Source organism: Acinetobacter sp. Q186-3 (assembly GCF_013420655.1).
GTDB classification, from domain to species: domain Bacteria; phylum Pseudomonadota; class Gammaproteobacteria; order Pseudomonadales; family Moraxellaceae; genus Acinetobacter; species Acinetobacter indicus.
Genome location: NZ_VOXS01000001.1, coordinates 58,434 through 76,269, shown reverse-complemented (window position 1 = coordinate 76,269; position 17,836 = coordinate 58,434). Strand labels below are relative to the sequence as shown.

19 protein-coding genes and 2 pseudogenes are annotated in these 17,836 nt (G+C 45.8%); 8 read left to right on the top strand and 13 right to left on the bottom strand.

Features of this window, described 5'->3' with window-relative positions:
* Nucleotides 1-14: 14 nt before the first annotated feature.
* The 11 genes from FTT64_RS00360 to FTT64_RS00310 all read right to left on the bottom strand — a co-directional run bounded on the left by FTT64_RS00360 (nt 15) and on the right by FTT64_RS00310 (nt 10,874).
* A complete protein-coding gene (locus FTT64_RS00360; RefSeq protein ID WP_168396466.1) occupies nt 15-983 on the bottom strand; it encodes a D-glycerate dehydrogenase in 969 nt (322 codons plus the stop codon).
* Nucleotides 980-1,651, bottom strand: a complete 672-nt coding sequence (locus tag FTT64_RS00355; RefSeq protein WP_168382991.1) for a hypothetical protein — start codon at nt 1,649-1,651, stop codon at nt 980-982. The genes FTT64_RS00360 and FTT64_RS00355 overlap by 4 nt, the downstream gene beginning before the upstream one ends.
* 136 nt (nt 1,652-1,787) lie before the next feature.
* A complete protein-coding gene (locus tag FTT64_RS00350; RefSeq protein WP_163145927.1) occupies nt 1,788-3,677 on the bottom strand; it encodes a M48 family metallopeptidase in 1,890 nt (629 codons plus the stop codon).
* 90 nt (nt 3,678-3,767) lie between these two features.
* Nucleotides 3,768-5,306, bottom strand: a complete 1,539-nt coding sequence (purF, locus tag FTT64_RS00345; protein ID WP_005177128.1) for an amidophosphoribosyltransferase — start codon at nt 5,304-5,306, stop codon at nt 3,768-3,770.
* Between the two features lie 24 nt (nt 5,307-5,330).
* A complete protein-coding gene (locus FTT64_RS00340) occupies nt 5,331-5,906 on the bottom strand; it encodes a CvpA family protein (protein WP_016658356.1) in 576 nt (191 codons plus the stop codon).
* Nucleotides 5,907-5,910: 4 nt separating this feature from the next.
* The gene (locus FTT64_RS00335; RefSeq protein WP_180181933.1) at nt 5,911-6,912 is read right to left on the bottom strand and encodes a quinone-dependent dihydroorotate dehydrogenase; all 1,002 of its coding nucleotides are present in this window, start codon (nt 6,910-6,912) and stop codon (nt 5,911-5,913) included.
* Between the two features lie 90 nt (nt 6,913-7,002).
* A complete protein-coding gene (gene gspM / locus FTT64_RS00330; protein WP_168389884.1) occupies nt 7,003-7,482 on the bottom strand; it encodes a type II secretion system protein GspM in 480 nt (159 codons plus the stop codon).
* Nucleotides 7,482-8,621, bottom strand: coding sequence for a type II secretion system protein GspL (gene gspL / locus FTT64_RS00325; RefSeq protein ID WP_075175183.1), 1,140 nt, complete (start codon nt 8,619-8,621; stop codon nt 7,482-7,484). Before gspL ends, gspM begins: the two co-directional genes overlap by 1 nt.
* A gap of 33 nt (nt 8,622-8,654) precedes the next feature.
* A complete protein-coding gene (locus FTT64_RS00320) occupies nt 8,655-9,110 on the bottom strand; it encodes a histidine phosphatase family protein (protein ID WP_180181932.1) in 456 nt (151 codons plus the stop codon).
* Between the two features lie 84 nt (nt 9,111-9,194).
* Entirely contained in the window at nt 9,195-10,268 is a 1,074-nt protein-coding gene (locus FTT64_RS00315; RefSeq protein ID WP_016658361.1) for an NAD(P)H-dependent glycerol-3-phosphate dehydrogenase, read from the bottom strand.
* Nucleotides 10,269-10,298: 30 nt separating this feature from the next.
* Nucleotides 10,299-10,874: a nitroreductase gene (locus FTT64_RS00310; protein WP_168407148.1), complete on the bottom strand. Its 576-nt coding sequence runs from the start codon at nt 10,872-10,874 to the stop codon at nt 10,299-10,301.
* 224 nt (nt 10,875-11,098) lie between these two features.
* On the opposite strand from FTT64_RS00310, the gene FTT64_RS00305 reads away from it, so the two are divergent.
* On the top strand, nt 11,099-11,479 hold the full coding sequence (locus FTT64_RS00305) for a hypothetical protein (protein ID WP_005177108.1): 381 nt from the start codon (nt 11,099-11,101) through the stop codon (nt 11,477-11,479).
* Nucleotides 11,480-11,589: 110 nt separating this feature from the next.
* Here the strand turns inward: FTT64_RS00305 and rhlB are convergent, their stop codons facing one another.
* The gene (gene rhlB, locus FTT64_RS00300; protein ID WP_005177106.1) at nt 11,590-12,741 is read right to left on the bottom strand and encodes an ATP-dependent RNA helicase RhlB; all 1,152 of its coding nucleotides are present in this window, start codon (nt 12,739-12,741) and stop codon (nt 11,590-11,592) included.
* Nucleotides 12,742-12,836: 95 nt separating this feature from the next.
* Nucleotides 12,837-13,049 carry a cold-shock protein gene (locus FTT64_RS00295; RefSeq protein ID WP_005177104.1) on the bottom strand — a complete coding sequence of 71 codons (213 nt, stop codon included), beginning with the start codon at nt 13,047-13,049 and terminating at the stop codon, nt 12,837-12,839.
* 385 nt (nt 13,050-13,434) lie between these two features.
* Between FTT64_RS00295 and FTT64_RS00290 the strand changes: the two genes are divergently transcribed.
* The 7 genes and pseudogenes from FTT64_RS00290 (at nt 13,435) to FTT64_RS00260 (ending at nt 17,791) form a co-directional block, all read left to right on the top strand.
* Nucleotides 13,435-13,671: a sulfurtransferase TusA family protein gene (locus FTT64_RS00290; protein ID WP_005177103.1), complete on the top strand. Its 237-nt coding sequence runs from the start codon at nt 13,435-13,437 to the stop codon at nt 13,669-13,671.
* A gap of 136 nt (nt 13,672-13,807) precedes the next feature.
* On the top strand, nt 13,808-14,677 hold the full coding sequence (gene rpoH / locus FTT64_RS00285; RefSeq protein WP_005177101.1) for an RNA polymerase sigma factor RpoH: 870 nt from the start codon (nt 13,808-13,810) through the stop codon (nt 14,675-14,677).
* Between the two features lie 232 nt (nt 14,678-14,909).
* Nucleotides 14,910-15,812, top strand: a pseudogene (locus FTT64_RS00280) (IS4-like element ISAbe18 family transposase); the annotation flags it as partial.
* A gap of 217 nt (nt 15,813-16,029) precedes the next feature.
* Nucleotides 16,030-16,281, top strand: a pseudogene (locus FTT64_RS14565) (IS4 family transposase); the annotation flags it as partial.
* 116 nt (nt 16,282-16,397) lie between these two features.
* Nucleotides 16,398-16,763 carry a DUF423 domain-containing protein gene (locus tag FTT64_RS00270; RefSeq protein ID WP_005177099.1) on the top strand — a complete coding sequence of 122 codons (366 nt, stop codon included), beginning with the start codon at nt 16,398-16,400 and terminating at the stop codon, nt 16,761-16,763.
* A gap of 32 nt (nt 16,764-16,795) precedes the next feature.
* The gene (gene thiS, locus FTT64_RS00265) at nt 16,796-16,993 is read left to right on the top strand and encodes a sulfur carrier protein ThiS (protein WP_005177095.1); all 198 of its coding nucleotides are present in this window, start codon (nt 16,796-16,798) and stop codon (nt 16,991-16,993) included.
* A 12-nt stretch (nt 16,994-17,005) separates the two neighbouring features.
* The gene (locus FTT64_RS00260) at nt 17,006-17,791 is read left to right on the top strand and encodes a thiazole synthase (RefSeq protein ID WP_005177093.1); all 786 of its coding nucleotides are present in this window, start codon (nt 17,006-17,008) and stop codon (nt 17,789-17,791) included.
* Nucleotides 17,792-17,836: the final 45 nt, after the last annotated feature.

Below are 17,836 nucleotides of genomic sequence, written 5' to 3'. Positions count from 1 at the left end.
AGTGTTAGGAAGTTTTACGCAAATCCGCCATTGACCGCGTAGCCCGGCTGCCGGCCTTCCAGCACATCCACCAGATTTTTATAGGCCAGCCAGGCCATTTTTTTACGGGTTTCTGCGGTCGCTGAGCCAATATGCGGCAAGGTCAGCACATTGTCCAGACCAAAGAGCTCCGAACTTTGCAGCGGTTCTTTTTCATAGACATCCAGACCGGCCGCAAAAATTTTCTGTTGTTTCAGCGCGTCAATTAAAGCCTGTTCATTGACCACGGAACCACGGGCAATATTCACAAATACCGCATGTTTTTGCATCAGCTCAAATTCACGCGCACCAATTAAAGCGGTCGAGTCGGCGTTTAAATCCACCGCGACCACCACAAAGTCCGACTGTTGTAGCAGCTCATCCAGACTGTGATATTGCGCATTTAAGGGCTGCGCCTGCGCCAGATTTTCACGGCGGTTATGGTACAGAATATTCATGTTAAAGCCATAACGCCCACGACGGGCAATGGCGGCACCAATATTACCCAAACCAATAATCCCTAAAGTTTTACCATGAATATCCTGACCGAACTGTGCCGGGCCAACGGTACGTTTCCATTCACCCTGTTTGGTCCAGCGATCCAGATAGGCCAGCTGACGCGAAGCTCCCATTAACAGACTAAAAGCCAAATCGGCAGTGGTTTCGGTTAATACATGCGGTGTATGACACAGATAAATCTTTTGCTCAGTCAGATAGCCCACATCATAATTGTCATAACCGACACTGATACTGGAAACCACTTTAAGACGGCGCGCACCCGTCAGGTTAGAGGCATTGAGCAAACGCCCCGCACCAATCATGCCATCAGCATCTTGGACATGAGTACGAATCTGCTCATTAACATCACCCAGTTTCGGGCTAATTTCTACCACGTCATACTGCTGTTTCAGCTGGCTTAAAACGTCCTGATCAACCTGACTAAATGCGATAACTTTTTGTTTCATTCCTGATCCGTCATGTGTTTTTTATCTTGCATAGCCTGCCATAGCTGTTTTTTCAATAGCGGCTGTTCTAGCATCTCGGCCAAAGCGGGCAATGCTGTAGCTTGCGTTAACTGTACATGAGGCAATTGACCCAACACAATGATCTTTTTCTCCAGTGCAATCGCATCCAGAAAACCTTGTACATATACCGAAACCGCTCGACCATCTTGCAGCTCAGGCAAAGCAAAAGGCCAATTCAGCTCAAAAAATTCTGCCTGTGCCGCACGCTGGATATTGCGCCATAACTGTTGCTGCGACTCATTGATGTGGGTGGCATCCAGCACAATCGTATATTGTTCTTTAACAATGGCTTGTAGATGAAATGCATCAATCTGTAAGGCGGGCTGCACTTCCACCAGAGCCGCAGGCGTGACAGGTTCTGCCGGGCTTTCGACTGGATTCTCTTGCGGAGAGACTTGTGGTTCCGCAACAGGCTGTCTAAGCTGTAAGGCAATATCTTGAGGCGCCGTCGCCGCGACAGCTGCCGGCATGACAATTTCAGTCAGCAGTTCTGCCGGGGCCTGATCGCGCCATAAGGAAGATGCTGGCAAATTTTGAGATGCAACGTCCCGGGGAATCCATATATCAATTCCCAAACTTGCCAAAATCTCACGTTGATGCCCAATCATCTGCTATCGTCACTTATGTCCATAGGGCTATTCTAGCCGGATTAGTCCGGTTTTGCTGTGCTTTCTGCATCCAGTCATATTAAAGCTGCTCAATGAGGATGACTCGATCCGCCTACCGCACTCAGAAATAGAGTCCTTAGATAATCATTAAACTGTTTTTCTTCTGCATACGCTCAACCATTTCTTCGGTGGCAAAGCCTAAACGCCAGTACAGTAGCTCCAGTACATCCAGCTCATCCTGAGTGATAATCCGGTCATTCCACAAACAGGCTTCAGCAATACCCAGAATACTTAAACGGTCACGCAACAACAGCCCGGCCATATCATTCAGAATTTCTGCCAGATCAATTGGCTCATCGGAAATTTCTTCATACAGCGACATTTCATACGGTGTCAGTACGCGCTGTAAAATTTTTTCCCGCACTTCCAGCTGGTTGCCGCTATTGATTTGCTGCACATGCAGCAAGGCATCAATTAAACGTACAATTTGCGGTTTAACTTCATCCAGCGCCGTCGGGGTATGTAGCGGCAGCAGGTTCAACTCGGATTTGACCCGCTCCAGCAGCAAGGCATCCAGCAGTCCAATTTCCCCATCTTCCTGAATAATTTTGGCCAGCTTGGTCAAAAACTGCCGCGCGATACTGGCCGGCATACCGCCAATATTCTGGCAGGCTTCCAGAAAAATGGAGATATGCACCCGACCATCCAGATTCAACAAGGCATCGACAATGGCACGGCTGACTTCTACTTCAGGCGGAATAAATTCGCGGTATTGGCGAATCATTAAAATTGCCATCATCACCTCACGCGAACCAGTGGCCGTCTGCAAGGCACGCTGGATCAGTTCCGGACGCGGCATATTACGGCGGATTTCCGGTTTCAGCGGCTTGATTGCATCTTTAATGGCAAAACTAATCGGGGATAATCGCAATAAAGGCAAAGGTTGCGGCGAACTCCACGGTGCATAATATTCACCATTGACCTCTTCCAGTGAACGAAACAGACCAAACCAGGGCTGACTGCGCAGCTTTTTTAAATTTTCCAGTTGTAGATCCTGCACCAGTGCCGGATTTAACTCATAAATCCGCGCATCAATACTCGGATGGATATTCAACCAGCTTTGCGGACTCAGCGAGTTGGCAAAACACATATGCGCAATTGATTCCGAATATTCACTGTGAATTTGCGAACCGGCATGGTGCACATAAATCCTGAGCAGGGTTTGAATATTGGCATTGTTCTGGATTAAACGTTTGGTTTTCAGGTCGTTTTTAAAGGTACGCCCGCTCAGGTTTAAATATTTAATAAAACGGGTAATCAGCATGCCTAAGCTGCCAATCAGCCAGATCATGCCGCCCAGTGCAACAAAAGGCGTGGCAGGTGCATAAGCGGTGTTGTAATACTGCTTGCCAAAGCCGAGTTTGGCCACTTTACTGCCCCACTGGCTAAACGTGGTCAGGCTGCTGTAGAGAATTTTCAGCTTGGTATTTTCCGCAGTTTCACCACTTAAAATTTGATGAAACTCATGACTGAGCAAGCCATACAGTTCCTGCTCATCCAGGTTTTGCAAGGCGCCCCAGGTCAGAATAATCGCAATATCGCGTGGATAAAAACCGGCGGTCAGTGCATTTACCCCGACTTCATCCGGCAGGACATACAGCGCCGGCGTATCAATCGCGAAGGTATCGGCCAGCTGTTCGGTAATTTTTAAGGCAACACTTTCTTCCGGCGTGCTTTCAATCAGGCTTAAACGACGTGCACACAGCTGCTTGGCCAGTGAGTGGCCGCCAGAACGGAAAATATATAATTCAATGGCAATGGAAATGCCCATTAAAGACAGCAGTACCGCGACCAGATAAGGACTTAAGCTATGCCAGTAAATGGACTGCGAAGCATCAATATAATGCACCAGCAAACCCAGTACAGTATTTAAAATAAAAATGGTCAGGATGACCGCAAGCAAACACAGGCTTGCAGACCACATCATATTCTTGTTTTTAATAAAGTAGTAACCTACACCTTTCAATGTAAATTTCCTTAAATTACATTGTCTTTAGGCGACATCATAAATGAAAAAAGCGGGAATTTCCCGCTTTTCCTGCCAGTTTTACAAGAATTATTCTTCTTTCAAACCGGTCAAATCTACCGATGCAGCATCAATATTCACATCGATATAATTGTCTTTTTTCTTTTTGGCTGTATCGCTGCGTTTTTGCTGAAGATTATCCAGATAGGCTTCATCAATACCGCCAGCAACATAGACTCCATCAAACACCGAGCAATCGAAATCATTCACTTCTGGCACTTTATGGGTGCGTACTGCAGCTTTTAAATCTTCCAGATCCTGGAAAATCAGACGGTCAGCACCAATAATTTCACGAATTTCTTCGACGCTACGGCTAGAGGCAATTAGCTCAGATTTAGCCGGCATATCAATACCATACACGTTTGGATATTTCACCATTGGCGCCGCTGAAGCGAAAAATACGCGTTTGGCACCAGCATCACGTGCCATCTGGATAATTTCATTACAGGTGGTACCACGCACAATCGAGTCATCTACCAGTAACACGTTCTTGCCTTTAAATTCCAGCTCAACCGGGTTCAGCTTTTGACGTACCGATTTTTTACGCTGCTGCTGACCTGGCATAATGAAGGTACGACCGATATAACGGTTTTTCATAAAGCCTTCACGGAATTTAACACCTAAGGTGTTGGCCAGTTCCAAGGCCGAAGTACGCGAAGTATCTGGAATTGGAATCACGACATCAATATCGTGTTCCTCACCCCATTCACGCAGGATTTTTTGCGCCAGCTTCTCACCCATTTTTAAACGGGCTTTGTATACCGAAATACCATCAATGGTCGCATCTGGACGCGCGAAATACACATATTCAAAAATACATGGATGATATTCAGATTGCGCCGCACACTGCTGGGTAAACATCTGGCCGTTAGAGTCAATGAAGATGGCTTCACCCGGTGCCAGGTCACGCTCGACTTTAAAGCCCAGTGCCGTAATTGCCACCGATTCAGAGGCAATGATGTATTCCATGCCTTCATCGGTTTCACGCGAACCGTAAATTAACGGACGAATCCCATGCGGGTCACGGAAGCCCACAATCCCTTGACCGGTCACCATGGCCACCACGCCATAAGCCCCTTTACAACGCTCATGCACACGCGTTACCGCATGGAAGATATCTTCTGCTGCCGGCTCCAGCTTGCCGCGTTTTTGTAATTCATGGGCAAAAACGTTTAACAGTACTTCTGAATCTGAATCGGTATTCATGTGACGTAAATCAGTCTTGAACAGGTCTTCATGAATTTCTTCGGCATTGGTCAGATTACCGTTATGCGCCAGCGTAATACCGTACGGCGAGTTCACATAAAACGGCTGCGCTTCTGCACTGCTAGATGAACCTGCCGTCGGATAACGCACATGACCAATCCCGTAGTTGCCCAGCAAGGCACGCATGTGACGGGTATGGAATACATCACGCACCATGCCGTTGTCTTTACGCAAGAACAAGCGACCTTCATGGCAAGTGACAATCCCAGCTGCATCTTGTCCCCGATGTTGTAACATCGTTAATGCATCAAACAACATTTGGTTAACAGGTGATTTACCAGCTATACCAACTACTCCACACATAGCAACCTCGCAGACCAGCTAGGATTAATAAAAAGGATTATTCGTTGACTCATCTGCGCCCTTTCGTTCAGGTTCAGATGAAGAACCAGAAGATTTCGGAGCATCTTCTGATTTGATGTGCTGTAAAGCCTCATTGGCGGCATCTTTGGACATTTGTGTGGCCCAAGGCGCATAAGGTAAAAGGGTTTGAATAAATTTGGACTGTTTCCAGTGCGGCGAACTTTCGACCCACGGCCCAATGCCCTGAATGGCAATTAGCACAATCAGCAGACCTTTGAGGGTACCAAACGCACCACCGGCTAAACGATTTAATGGGCCCAGTTTCAGCGATTTCAAGATGCGGTTTAATAATGCGCTCACCATCCAGGTCAGCACCACAATCACCAACACAATAAAAGCAAAGGCCGCAATTTTCTGAACCACCGGATCAGCACTGAGAGCGGTCATTGAAGGCGCTAGAACGGAAGCATATTTTGCCGCCACAATCAGGGCAAAAATCCAACCGACCAAGTTCGCAAAGGCTTTAATAAATCCTTGACGCAAACCGTTAAGCCCTCCAATGAGCAGAATAATCAGTATAAAGATATCGATGGCGTTCATGACTTTAAAGTGCGTCTACACAATCTTTCACAAGTTCCGGGCCAGTATAGACCAAACCGCTATACACTTGTACCAAAGTTGCACCGGCATTGCGTTTCGCAACTGCCTGCTCACCTGAAAGAATACCACCAACACCAATTAAAGGAATTTTGCCCTCTAAGGTTTTGGCAAAGGCTGCCAGACACGCGGTACTCTTTTCAAATACTGGCGCACCCGATAAACCACCGGCTTCATCGCCATGTGGCAAATTCTCTACCCCTTCACGAGACAAGGTGGTATTGGTCACAATTAAACCATCAATTTTAAATTGCAGTAATTGCTGGGCAATAAATTCAATATCGGACGGTTCTAGATCTGGAGCAACTTTTAATACCAACGGTACATAATGCTGATGCTCTTCGGCCAACGCCAACTGACGCTGTTTCAAGGTTTGCAACAGCTCGGTCAGGGCATCGCCGCTTTGCAGACTACGCAAATTCTTGGTGTTGGGTGATGAGATATTGACCGTAATATAAGAGGCGTAATTATAAACTTTTTCTAAACAGATCAGATAATCATCAACCGCTTTTTCTACCGGAGTATCGGCATTTTTACCAATATTAATCCCCAGTACGCCTTTAAATTTGGCGGCCTTGACGTTTTCAATCAGCTTATCGACGCCATCATTATTAAAACCCATGCGGTTAATAATGGCTTTGGCCTGCGGTAAACGGAACAGACGCGGATGTGGATTACCGGCTTGTGGACGCGGGGTGATGGTACCAATTTCAATAAAACCAAAACCTAAAGCGGCCAGCGCATCAATATAGGCACCATTTTTGTCCAGGCCTGCAGCCAGACCCACCGGATTCGGGAATTCAACACCCATACAGGTGACTGGTTTTGCTGCCACCTGCTGACGCATCAGGCCCATTTTATGACCTGATTTTAATAAAGATAATGTGAGCTCATGTGCACGCTCCGGTGCCAAAGAAAACAACAAAGGGCGGGCAAGAGAATACAACATATCGGCAAAAGTCTACGGCTTTTTAAGTCGGCCTATTATAGGCCCAGATTGTTGAAAACACCATGCTTGACCATTGTTTATTTTTACCGGTTATTGCACTGTCGCCGTTAATTTAATCTGCCCGGCATCGGAAATTAATTCCATTTTTTCAATGCTTAATCCCATTTGTGCCAGCTGGGTCAGGAAATTGGCCAGCACTGAATATTGTGCATGACTGCTTACAATTTGAATTTTTTCACCCGACTGCTGCGATGCCACCGATAAACCCTGCTGCTGTGCCACGCGCTGTACTTTTTCCAGACTGCTGAGCTGTACATCCCCGGCCGGCTTCATGGTCACGGCGTTGCTTTGCATCCACACCACCAGATCTTTTAAGGTATTGAGCCGTTTTTGCTGCTGATCTGCCGCGCCGTGCATATACCACAGCGCCGATCCGATGGCGGCTACCAGTACAAAAATACCGGTAAAAATCACCATGATCCGTTCACGCAAGCTCAGCGTATCTAAATAGTCATTTAATTTTTCCAGCGACTGATCCCAACGCTGCTGAATTTTTTCTACTGCTTTCATTATTGTACTTTCACCAGTCCGATTGCGCCGTTGGCGGCCGGTTGAATATTACCCAGCTCGACTTTAAAGCCCAGCTGGTTTAATTGCTGGGTCAATGCCTGCAAGCTGGCTGCAGAGCTGGCCTGTAATTCCATATTCAGACTGGACAGATCATAATTGACCCGTCTGGCCACAATCTGATTCTGCATCAATACCGGCCCGATCCGACTGAGCAGCTGTAAGGCCTGGGTATCGGCAGTCTGGCTTTGTTTTAACTGATATTCAAACTGGCTTTTAATATTTTGCTCGGTGACCGGATAGTTTTGCCCAAACCAGTATTTAAACTGATCAATCGCCTGCACCGCGGTCTGATTCGCAACTTTTTTATACTGATACCAGCGCGTGGCATCATAACTGAACTGCACCACCAGAATCCCCAAAAATACCGCAGCACAGGCTTTCCAGTAACCCGAAATGCCCGATTCACTTTTGGCTTTGGGTAAAATATTAAAAGGATGCTGTTTGACTTTTTTCAGCACCGGCACTTCATAATGGAAAGAGCTTAACTGCTCATGCGTGCTGATAGCCTCAATACTGTGCATCTGTTCGGCGGTAAAATTACTGATCTGATAACGCTGTTCAGGCGCCTGATAATCCAGAAATAAAGCCAGATCATCGACCGAGCTGCCCAGATATTCATTTTCACGTACCAGCAACCGGCCACAGACATTGGCCAGCACAATATGATCAGGCTCAGGCACTGGCAGCAATAAAAAGTCTGGCAATAAGGCCGTGACTTTGACCGGCAATAGCGCCAAAGCATGTTGCAAGGTTTCGACATGGCTTTGCGCCACACCAAGTAAAGTCAGGCGGTCCGGCTGCTGAAAATGATGCAGCACTTTCATGGCATCAATTGGCAATACCACAAATTCTTCTAGCAGGAATTTAATTCCGTCTGGCCCCAGCTGCTTGTATTGGGCCTTGCTCATCTGCTGTTGCAGCATCTGTATATCCCGGCTCGGAAAATACACCACTGCTTCTTCACCCTGATGAAGCTGTATCGCCTGAATCAGGTCTTCCAGGGTATTGGCCTGAACCCAGTACTCCCCGCTTGACCATTGCCAAACCCCATTGGCTTCCGGCATCCATATTTGCAACATTGTTATTGTACTGCCATGAAATAAAGTGTGTTGTTATGCGTCTGGAATAAAACTTTTTATTTGTGTCGATAAACCTGCAGCAATAACCGCCTGCTCATAAATACGCGCTTCTGCCAGCGCATAAGGATGGAAAGATTCCCCGGTTAACTGCTCTGCAATATGTGCCACCACATTCATATGACACACCACCGCAATTGATTCATAAGGCAAATGCGATAACCACTCAATAGCCTGAGTCGCATCATCATCCGGTTTAATGGTATTGCAGATCACCACAGGCACATCTTTAAAATAGGTCTGGATATGCGCCAGCGTTTCCTGGGCACGTAACAGCGGACTAACCACAAACACATCCGGACGGATCAGATCTTTTAAATACTCTGCCGTTTGCTGTGCCTGGATATGCCCACGTTCGGTCAGGGGACGTTTAATATCATTACCATGCACGGGTGGTGAAGCTTCACCATGACGCACCAGGGTCAATTGCATATACATTTCCTTATTTCATTTTGTCCGCATTATAAGCAGTAAATATGACAGTTCGGTTCATCAAACTGTCATATTTTAACCAATTTATACTTCATGATGCGGCAATACAAACTCTACATCACTACGATGGCCATTTTTCATGAGTGCCAGTGCAATCGTCAGCGGCGGCTGTCCTTCATAAATCACATCATACAAGGCGCTGGTAATTGGCATATACACATCCAGCTCTTCAGAACGTGCTTTGACCTGCACAATGGTATTAATCCCTTCTGCAGTCTGGCCCAGTTCCTGTGTGGCCTGTTCCAGGGTTTTACCTTTGCCCAGTGCATACCCCACCTGATAATTACGACTCAATGGACTGCTACAGGTGGCAAATAAATCACCGACACCTGACAAACCAAGGAACGTCAGCGGGTTGGCGCCCAGCTTGACCGCAAAACGGCTCATTTCAGCTAAGGCTCGGGTTAGAATCATACTTTTGGTATTTTCACCGACGTTATACGCGGCAGCCATGCCCATCGCCACGGCATAAATATTTTTTAACGCCCCGCCAAGTTCAACCCCGTGTACATCATCACTACCGAATACACGGAATAAAGCACTGTGCAGTGCCTGCTGCACCGCATAACGCACCAGTTCTGACTGGCTGGCAATCACGGTTCCGGCGGGCTGCCCGGCTACAATTTCTTTGGCCAGGTTCGGGCCAGACAGCACCCCATACGGCACTTCCGGCAATTCGGCGCGAATAATATCGCTCATAAAGCAGAAGGTTTTGGCCTCAATACCCTTGGTCAGGGACACCACCGCTTGCGAGGTGATAAACGGCTTAATCTGCTTCAGCACATCACGAAAAGAATGACTTGGAATGGCGACCAAAATAATATCTCGGTCGCGCACCGCCAGTTCCAGATCCGATACTGCTTTTAAGCCCGGCTCTAAAGGAAAATCCGGCAAATAGCGTTTATTGATATGAGTGCGGTTAATTTCTTCAGCGGTGGCTTCATCCCGAATCCAGATCATGGTATCGCAGCCGTTACGCACCGCGGTATTGGCCATTGCGGTACCAAAACTGCCCCCACCCAAGACGGTAATTCTTAATGCGGTTTTCTGATCAATATTGACCGGTTCTACCAGACTGGCAAAATTCAATTCTGACATTATTTTTATATCCTCAGCCGTATGCGATGCTTATTCCGTCCAGTAACTGACATAGGCGTCAGTCTGAATGTCCGCACGCGGCGCAATCGCTTTTGCGGCAGTTCCAATATAGATGATGCCTGAAATTAAATCATCTTCATTTAATTTCAAAGCTTTTTTCAATAATTTTGATTCAACCACGGCACCACTGCGCCACATACTGGCAAAGCCCTGGGCCTGCAAAGACAGCAGGAAATTCTGTACCGCCGCCCCGGTACTTAAGGTTTGCTCAAAATCCGGAACTTTAGGATGCGGCTGGAATTTGGTCAGTGCCAGCACCAGTAATGGCGCCCGAAAAGGATGATGTTTCACACGTTCCAGCTGCACCGCATCGGCCTGGCCCAAATCGGCCAGGGCCTGTACCAGCAATTCGCCAAAGGCTTCACGGCGCTCTGCCGGAATTACCACAAAACGGGTCGGTTTTAAACGATGATGATCAGGCGCGGTCAAGGCTGCCTGAAAGGCACGCTCCAGCTGCGCTGCATTCGGTGCCGGCTCGACCAGATGCCCAATCGACTGACGTTGATGAATATTCTGATGAACCGTAGCTTCCATTGTATCCGTCATTGGCTTATATCTATCTATAAAATCTGCCTCAAGATTAGCATAAACCACAGAATTTACTCTATTTGCGTTGGGTTATTTGTATAAATCCTGAGTTTTAATGGCCGGCTTGTCTGTCACAGAGCCACTATATAAAACTGCATTTCTTTACAGCTTCTACAAACTCTAAAAGTGCAGATATGTTTAGATAGATGACTGATTCAACAAATAAAATATGGGGACCACACATGAACAAGCTGATTGGTTTAAGTGCTGCAGCCACCGCTGCGCTATTTTTGACCGCCTGTGCTTCAAACCCGACCTCTTCGCTGGCAATTCAGAAAGAAAATAATCAGTACGAAGTCACCGGTTTAGGTAAAAGCAATATCATCTCCAAAAACAATGCGATTAGTGCGGCCAACAAAACCTGTGGTAGCCGCGCTACACCGGTGGTGGTCGATGAACAGACCACTTATAACGGCGCTTTAAAAGGCGTGGTCGATGAACAGACCGGACAGATGATTCAGGCTGCCGCGACTGTGCTCGGCACCATCTCGGGTCGTAATGCCCAGCTGGCACAGGATGATGATTATCAGACCGTACTCACCTTCCGCTGTCAGGCCAACTAATCTGAACGTAATCAAAAGATGAAATAAAAAATGGATCAGTTCCTTTTGGGCTGATCCATTTTTTATTTCATGTGGGTAGCTGCCTCAGCACCCACCCAGCAAATCAAAACCTAGCAATAACCATCTAAACGGGTTAATGGCAGTTTTTGCCCGATGGCTTTTTCAATTTCTGGCAAATAGAAGGCATCATCTTCGGCCAGGAAACTAATACTGACCCCACGCGTACCAGCACGACCGGTACGACCAATACGGTGTACATAGTCATCTGACTGTTCTGGCAAGGTAAAGTTCACCACATGCGATACACCATCGACGTGAATGCCGCGTCCGGCAACATCGGTGGCAATCATGATGTTGTGCTTGCCATTTTTAAACTGGTCCAGCATTTTCAGGCGTTTATCCTGGGCAATTTCACCAGATAGCATCACCACTTTATAGCCATCACGTTTCAGATGGTCATACAGACGGCGCACCTGATCGCGGCGGTTGGCAAAGATCATGACTTTTTCAATCGGCTCGTCGCGCAAAATATCTTGCAGCAGTTTATATTTGTCTGAATTCGACACCATATATACGCGCTGCTCGACATCGGCATTGGTTTTCTTTTCCGGTTCAATTTCGACAGTCACCGGTTCAAATAACCATTGCTGGGCCAGATTCAGCACATCATAGCTAAAAGTGGCTGAGAACATTAAAGTCTGGCGCTGCTCTTTACGCGGTGAAAAACGCACAATCCGTTTTACCGATGGAATAAAGCCCATATCCAGTAAACGGTCGGCTTCATCAATCACCAGAAATTCCAGCTGATCCAGCCAGACTTCTTTTTGCTCGACAAAGTCAATCAGACGACCCGGGGTCGCGACCATAATGTCGACAAAGTTTTTATCCAGCTGCGCTTTTTGCTTGTCAAAATCGACACCGCCCAACAAGGTCACTACATGTAGGTCGGTAAACTTCACCAGCTCTTTGGCATCGCTTTCAATCTGTAAGGCCAGTTCACGCGTCGGTGCCAGAATCAGGGCACGCGGCTCACCACGGAAACGCTGCTCTTTCACAGGATTATTCAATAAGTCATTGATTACGCTAATGAGGAAGGCAGCGGTTTTGCCGGTACCGGTCTGGGCGCGACCAATGGCATCATGTCCAGCCAAAGTAAATTTTAAAACCTTTTGCTGAATGGGCGTCATTTCCTTAAAACCTAAGGCCGCAATAGCTTGTCTCAGTTTCGGATGTAAATTTAAGGTTTCAAAACCAGATGACATAAAAATGTGCTCTAACTTATTAATCACAAAAACGTATCATATTATAAACAAAAAACGCCCCAATAGATGGAGCGTTTTTCAGATTAATCCAACGATTAGTCTAAAGGTTGTACTTCTTCCGCTTGGAAGCCTTTTTGACCTTTAACTACGCTGAACTCAACACGTTGACCGTCACGAAGTGAACGGTGGCCTTCGCCTTGAATCGCACGGAAGTGAACGAATACATCGTCGCCGCCGTTACGTTGAATAAAGCCAAAACCTTTAGTGTCGTTGAACCATTTAACTACGCCTTGTTCACGAGCTGTCATAAGTTAATCCTCATTGATTAAAAAGAAGGACCACCCGGTGTTGCAAACAGCAGAGTAAACAAAGTTTAAAAATATTTTTATTTCTAAGCTTGTAATCATTCTGTATAACTATTAACAAAATCCCGGTTACATCCAATTTGTAATAGGGCGACAAACAACAACTGCCTATCTCAAATCCTAAATACGCATCGAGCTTAACACGGGTTTATGACAAATAATAGATTTTTTTTGATTTATCTTATTCAGAATTCATGCTTTTTTTGACAAAGTTAATTCAAGATTTTTCAATGTTATATTTTGATAAAAACCGCAAATAAACTTTAGATTTGGCATCAAATTTGCTAATATTTTGAGTCCTTTTTTAAAGACCCGATTAAAGCAGATTATGGACAACTCTGTCGATGAAATGATCACCATTGATGCGATGGGACAACCCTGCCCCATGCCCTTACTGATGCTAAAACGCGCTTTAAAAAAAACCGGCGCCGGACACTTTCTGCTCAAGTCCTCTGACCCGCATAGTCAGCAAGATGTCAGCCGCTATTGTCAGATTCACCAGTACGGCTGTGAATTGACACAAATTTCTGCCAACGAGTTTCATTACTTTATTGAAATTAAATAATTTTCAATTAAAGTAAACAGCATGCATTGGCATAAAACTTTACATTTCTCTACCTTTTTTCCTTAATTTGCAAGGATATTGGTATTAAGATGAAATTTACAGGTAATACGACCCACCGATCCTATAAGGAGAACTCATGAGTGACAGCCGCAATCAGTTGATGCCCCTGTCATTATCTGCGCCAGGCGTAAATCTCGGTGCTTATATTAGTACCGTCAATCAAATTCCTATTTTAACGGCTGAACAAGAAAAAGAGTTAGCTGAACGTTATTATTACGATCAAGATTTAGATGCAGCAAAAATGCTGGTCATGTCGCATTTGCGATTTGTAGTCCATATTGCGCGTAGTTATGCAGGTTATGGTTTGCCACAAGGCGACCTGATTCAGGAAGGCAACCTCGGTCTAATGAAGGCCGTGAAACGCTTCGACCCGAATATGGGCGTGCGTCTGGTGTCATTTGCCGTGCACTGGATTAAAGCCGAGATTCACGAATACGTGATCCGTAACTGGCGTATTGTTAAAATTGCCACCACCAAGGCACAGCGTAAACTGTTCTTTAATTTACGCAGCCTGAAAAAATCCAGCAAAAAACTGACGCTGGAAGAAGCCAAGTCGATTGCCAACGACCTGAATGTCACTCCGGAACAGGTCCTGGAAATGGAAGGCCGTCTGACCGCTTATGACGCGGCTTTCGAAGCGCAAAATGATGATGAAAGTGAAAACACTACCCATGTTGCGCCGGCGCTTTATTTAGAAGATAACCGTTACGATCCGGCCCGTCTGGTCGAAGATGAAGATTATGAGGCACAAAGTACCTCTGCCCTGCATGAAGCCATGGAGCAGCTGGATGACCGTTCGCGTAATATCTTGCAGCGTCGCTGGTTAGATGATGATAAATCGACCCTGCATGAACTGGCAGCTGAATATAATGTTTCTGCGGAGCGTATTCGCCAGCTTGAAAAAAATGCCATGGAAAAAATTAAAGTGGCAATGTCATCTAACTAAGTGATGATTCCAGAGTGCTAAAGTTAAAAAAGGGCGATCTGCCCTTTTTTGCTGTCTGTGCTTGCTGAAACCGGGCGATGATCTTAAAGAAATCCATTTTCTTCCCCCCTAAAATCAAAAAGCTGGATTCAATACCACTGCTGTCCCATAGTTTGCTTTAAATAAAAAAACCTGAGTCCTAACAGTTAAAATATGAGTGCAAACAAACACTTTAACGACCAGGATTCAGGTTTTGTCACATCAGAATACCGTATTTCATGAGCTAATTAAACCTGTTGTGCGACAGGATTTTGAACAACTTGCTAAAGTACACCATGTTGGACAGAAATTTAGAGCGGCTTCCCGGTGGGATCAGTTTATTGCCATATTGATGTCTCAATTCTCTTGTAGGCAAAGTCTGAGAGATATTCAATCCAATTTGGAGTGCCAACAGGAAAAGCTAAGTCATCTCGGAGCAAAGTCTATTCCCCGAAGCACGCTGGCACGAATCAATGAGCAGCAGCCTGCTACCTTGTATCAACAGCTATTTTACAAGTTGCTTAAATACTATGAACACTCAAAAGTAGCTCATAAATTTCGCTTTAAGAATCCCTTGTATTCCTTGGATGCCAGTCATATTGACCTGTCGCTTTCCTTATGTGAATGGGCCAAAGTTCACGACTCAAAAGCCAGCATGAAACTCAGTATAGGATTGAATCACAGCAATGATATTCCTGAGTTTGTTGCAGTTGAAAATGGCAAAGAAAATGACATGGTACAAGGCCGTAAATTCCAGTTTCCTGCTGGCAGCATTGTAGTTTTTGATAAAGGCTATGTCGATTACCAATGGTATGCAAATCTGACTGCTCAAAACATTGGATTTGTCACACGTTTTAGGCCTAAATCTGTGTATCAGGTGATCCAGCAACATCCAGTGCTTGAATCCAAAGGTATTCTAAAAGATGAAACCATTCAGCTGAATAGCGCACATGCCCTAAAAAGAAAAGCCCCAGTGATAAGAAGAATTGAATATAGAGATCAGCAAAGTGGCAAGCACTTTAGCTTTCTCAGCAATAACTTTCATTTAGCCGCCTCCACCATTGCGGCGATTTATAAAGATCGTTGGAAAGTTGAGCTGTTCTTTAAGGCGATTAAGCAGAATCTCAAAAGGTATTCTAAAAGATGAAACCATTCAGCTGAATAGCGCACATGCCCTAAAAAGAAAAGCCCCAGTGATAAGAAGAATTGAATATAGAGATCAGCAAAGTGGCAAGCACTTTAGCTTTCTCAGCAATAACTTTCATTTAGCCGCCTCCACCATTGCGGCGATTTATAAAGATCGTTGGAAAGTTGAGCTGTTCTTTAAGGCGATTAAGCAGAATCTCAAATTAAAAGCGTTTCTAGGCCGCAGCAGGAACGCAATTCAGACACAAATCTGGATTGCGATGATCGCCTATTTATTGGTGAGTTTCGCTCGACATTTAGGAAAAACAGGTTGGACAGTTCAACGTTTACTCAGAATAATTCAAGTGAATTTGTTTGAAAGAAGAACTTTAAAAGCTTTATTTTCACCCGATAAAATACCCATAAAACAAGAGGAAGCTCAAATGAGCTTCCTCTTGTGAAAAATTGTGGGACAGCAATGGATTCAATACCACATTTCAGGGTGAAAGTTTTTCACTTTCTCGTTGCCCGGAAAAATGTTAAGGTTGAGCGCAAATTTACTCAGGTCATTCTTGCTATGTGGATTGCAATTTCTGCCCTTAATTTAGCACTTGCGGTGATGTTAGGTGCATTTGGGGCACATGGCTTAAAAGCACGCGCAACAGAAGCTCAACTGGCGTGGTGGCAAACAGCGACTGATTATTTTTTCTATCATGCCCTCGGATTATTGGCACTGGCGATTCTGGCCAAAGTCATGACTCAATTTCCCATTAAAGCCAGCTTCCTGCTGATTCAGGTCGGGATTGTGTTTTTCTGTGGCTCATTGTATGTGATGGCGCTAGGTTTGCCGCGCGGTCTGGGGGCCATTACCCCAATTGGCGGTGCGCTAATGATTGCCGGCTGGCTGGTACTGGCCTGGAATGCCATGAAATATGCCCGATAATTCGGGAACGGAACAGCTAGGAAACTGCAGGTATGCACATTTATTTAAACGGCGAATTACAACAGACACAGTGCCATAATTTACTAGAACTGGTGCAACAACTGGCGTTGGAAGGCAAACGTTTTGCGGTAGAACAAAACGAGATGATTGTGCCGAAAAGCCGACTGGAAAGCACCCCTATTCATGATCAAGACCGCATTGAAATTATTCATGCCGTTGGCGGCGGCTAAGACGGAGCACGTATGGAAGACACCCTACTTAAAATCGGTTCACGCACTTTTAACTCGCGCTTGCTGGTGGGCACGGGAAAATATAAAGATCTGCAGGAAACAGATCTGGCCATTCAGGCCAGCGGTGCGGAAATTGTAACTGTTGCTATTCGTCGCGTGAATATTGGTCAGCATCCCGATCAGCCAAATTTGCTGTCTGTGATTCCACCAGAAAAATATACCATTTTGCCAAATACAGCCGGCTGTTTTGATGCCAACAGTGCAGTGCGTACCTGTATGCTGGCACGTGAACTGCTCGATGGTCATAATCTGGTAAAACTGGAAGTACTGGGCGATGAAAAAACCCTGTATCCAAACATCACCGAAACCTTAAAGGCAGCGCGTACGCTTATTGATGATGGTTTCGAGATTATGGTCTACACCTCGGATGATCCGATTGTGGCACAAGAACTGGAAAGCATGGGCTGTGTGGCAATTATGCCTTTAGGCAGCTTAATTGGTTCAGGACTGGGGATTTTAAACCCGCATACCATTTCTATTATTAAAGAAAATGCCAAAGTACCGGTACTGGTCGATGCGGGTGTCGGCACTGCCAGCGATGCAGCAATTGCCATGGAACTGGGCTGTGATGGCGTATTAATGAATACTGCAATTGCAGCAGCGCAAAATCCGGTCCTGATGGCTTCGGCAATGCGCAAAGCAGTGGAAGCAGGTCGTGAAGCTTATCTGGCAGGTCGGATGCCGCGTAAAAGAATGGCCAATGCCAGCTCGCCAGAAACCGGTTATTTCTTTAAATAAACCCTATTGCAGCTTCGCCGAGAGATAAATTAATCTTCTAGGTTT

Coding starts and splice junctions, on each gene's coding strand:
- FTT64_RS00360 (WP_168396466.1), bottom strand. CDS start 983: ATGAAACAAAAAGTTATCGCATTTAGTCAGGTTGATCAGGACGTTTTA.
- FTT64_RS00290 (WP_005177103.1), top strand. CDS start 13,435: ATGGACAACTCTGTCGATGAAATGATCACCATTGATGCGATGGGACAA.
- rhlB (WP_005177106.1), bottom strand. CDS start 12,741: ATGTCATCTGGTTTTGAAACCTTAAATTTACATCCGAAACTGAGACAA.
- FTT64_RS00320 (WP_180181932.1), bottom strand. CDS start 9,110: ATGCAATTGACCCTGGTGCGTCATGGTGAAGCTTCACCACCCGTGCAT.
- purF (WP_005177128.1), bottom strand. CDS start 5,306: ATGTGTGGAGTAGTTGGTATAGCTGGTAAATCACCTGTTAACCAAATG.
- FTT64_RS00260 (WP_005177093.1), top strand. CDS start 17,006: ATGGAAGACACCCTACTTAAAATCGGTTCACGCACTTTTAACTCGCGC.
- rpoH (WP_005177101.1), top strand. CDS start 13,808: ATGAGTGACAGCCGCAATCAGTTGATGCCCCTGTCATTATCTGCGCCA.
- gspL (WP_075175183.1), bottom strand. CDS start 8,621: ATGTTGCAAATATGGATGCCGGAAGCCAATGGGGTTTGGCAATGGTCA.
- FTT64_RS00315 (WP_016658361.1), bottom strand. CDS start 10,268: ATGTCAGAATTGAATTTTGCCAGTCTGGTAGAACCGGTCAATATTGAT.
- FTT64_RS00305 (WP_005177108.1), top strand. CDS start 11,099: ATGAACAAGCTGATTGGTTTAAGTGCTGCAGCCACCGCTGCGCTATTT.
- thiS (WP_005177095.1), top strand. CDS start 16,796: ATGCACATTTATTTAAACGGCGAATTACAACAGACACAGTGCCATAAT.
- FTT64_RS00335 (WP_180181933.1), bottom strand. CDS start 6,912: ATGTTGTATTCTCTTGCCCGCCCTTTGTTGTTTTCTTTGGCACCGGAG.
- FTT64_RS00355 (WP_168382991.1), bottom strand. CDS start 1,651: ATGATTGGGCATCAACGTGAGATTTTGGCAAGTTTGGGAATTGATATA.
- gspM (WP_168389884.1), bottom strand. CDS start 7,482: ATGAAAGCAGTAGAAAAAATTCAGCAGCGTTGGGATCAGTCGCTGGAA.
- FTT64_RS00295 (WP_005177104.1), bottom strand. CDS start 13,049: ATGACAGCTCGTGAACAAGGCGTAGTTAAATGGTTCAACGACACTAAA.
- FTT64_RS00270 (WP_005177099.1), top strand. CDS start 16,398: ATGTGGATTGCAATTTCTGCCCTTAATTTAGCACTTGCGGTGATGTTA.
- FTT64_RS00340 (WP_016658356.1), bottom strand. CDS start 5,906: ATGAACGCCATCGATATCTTTATACTGATTATTCTGCTCATTGGAGGG.
- FTT64_RS00310 (WP_168407148.1), bottom strand. CDS start 10,874: ATGACGGATACAATGGAAGCTACGGTTCATCAGAATATTCATCAACGT.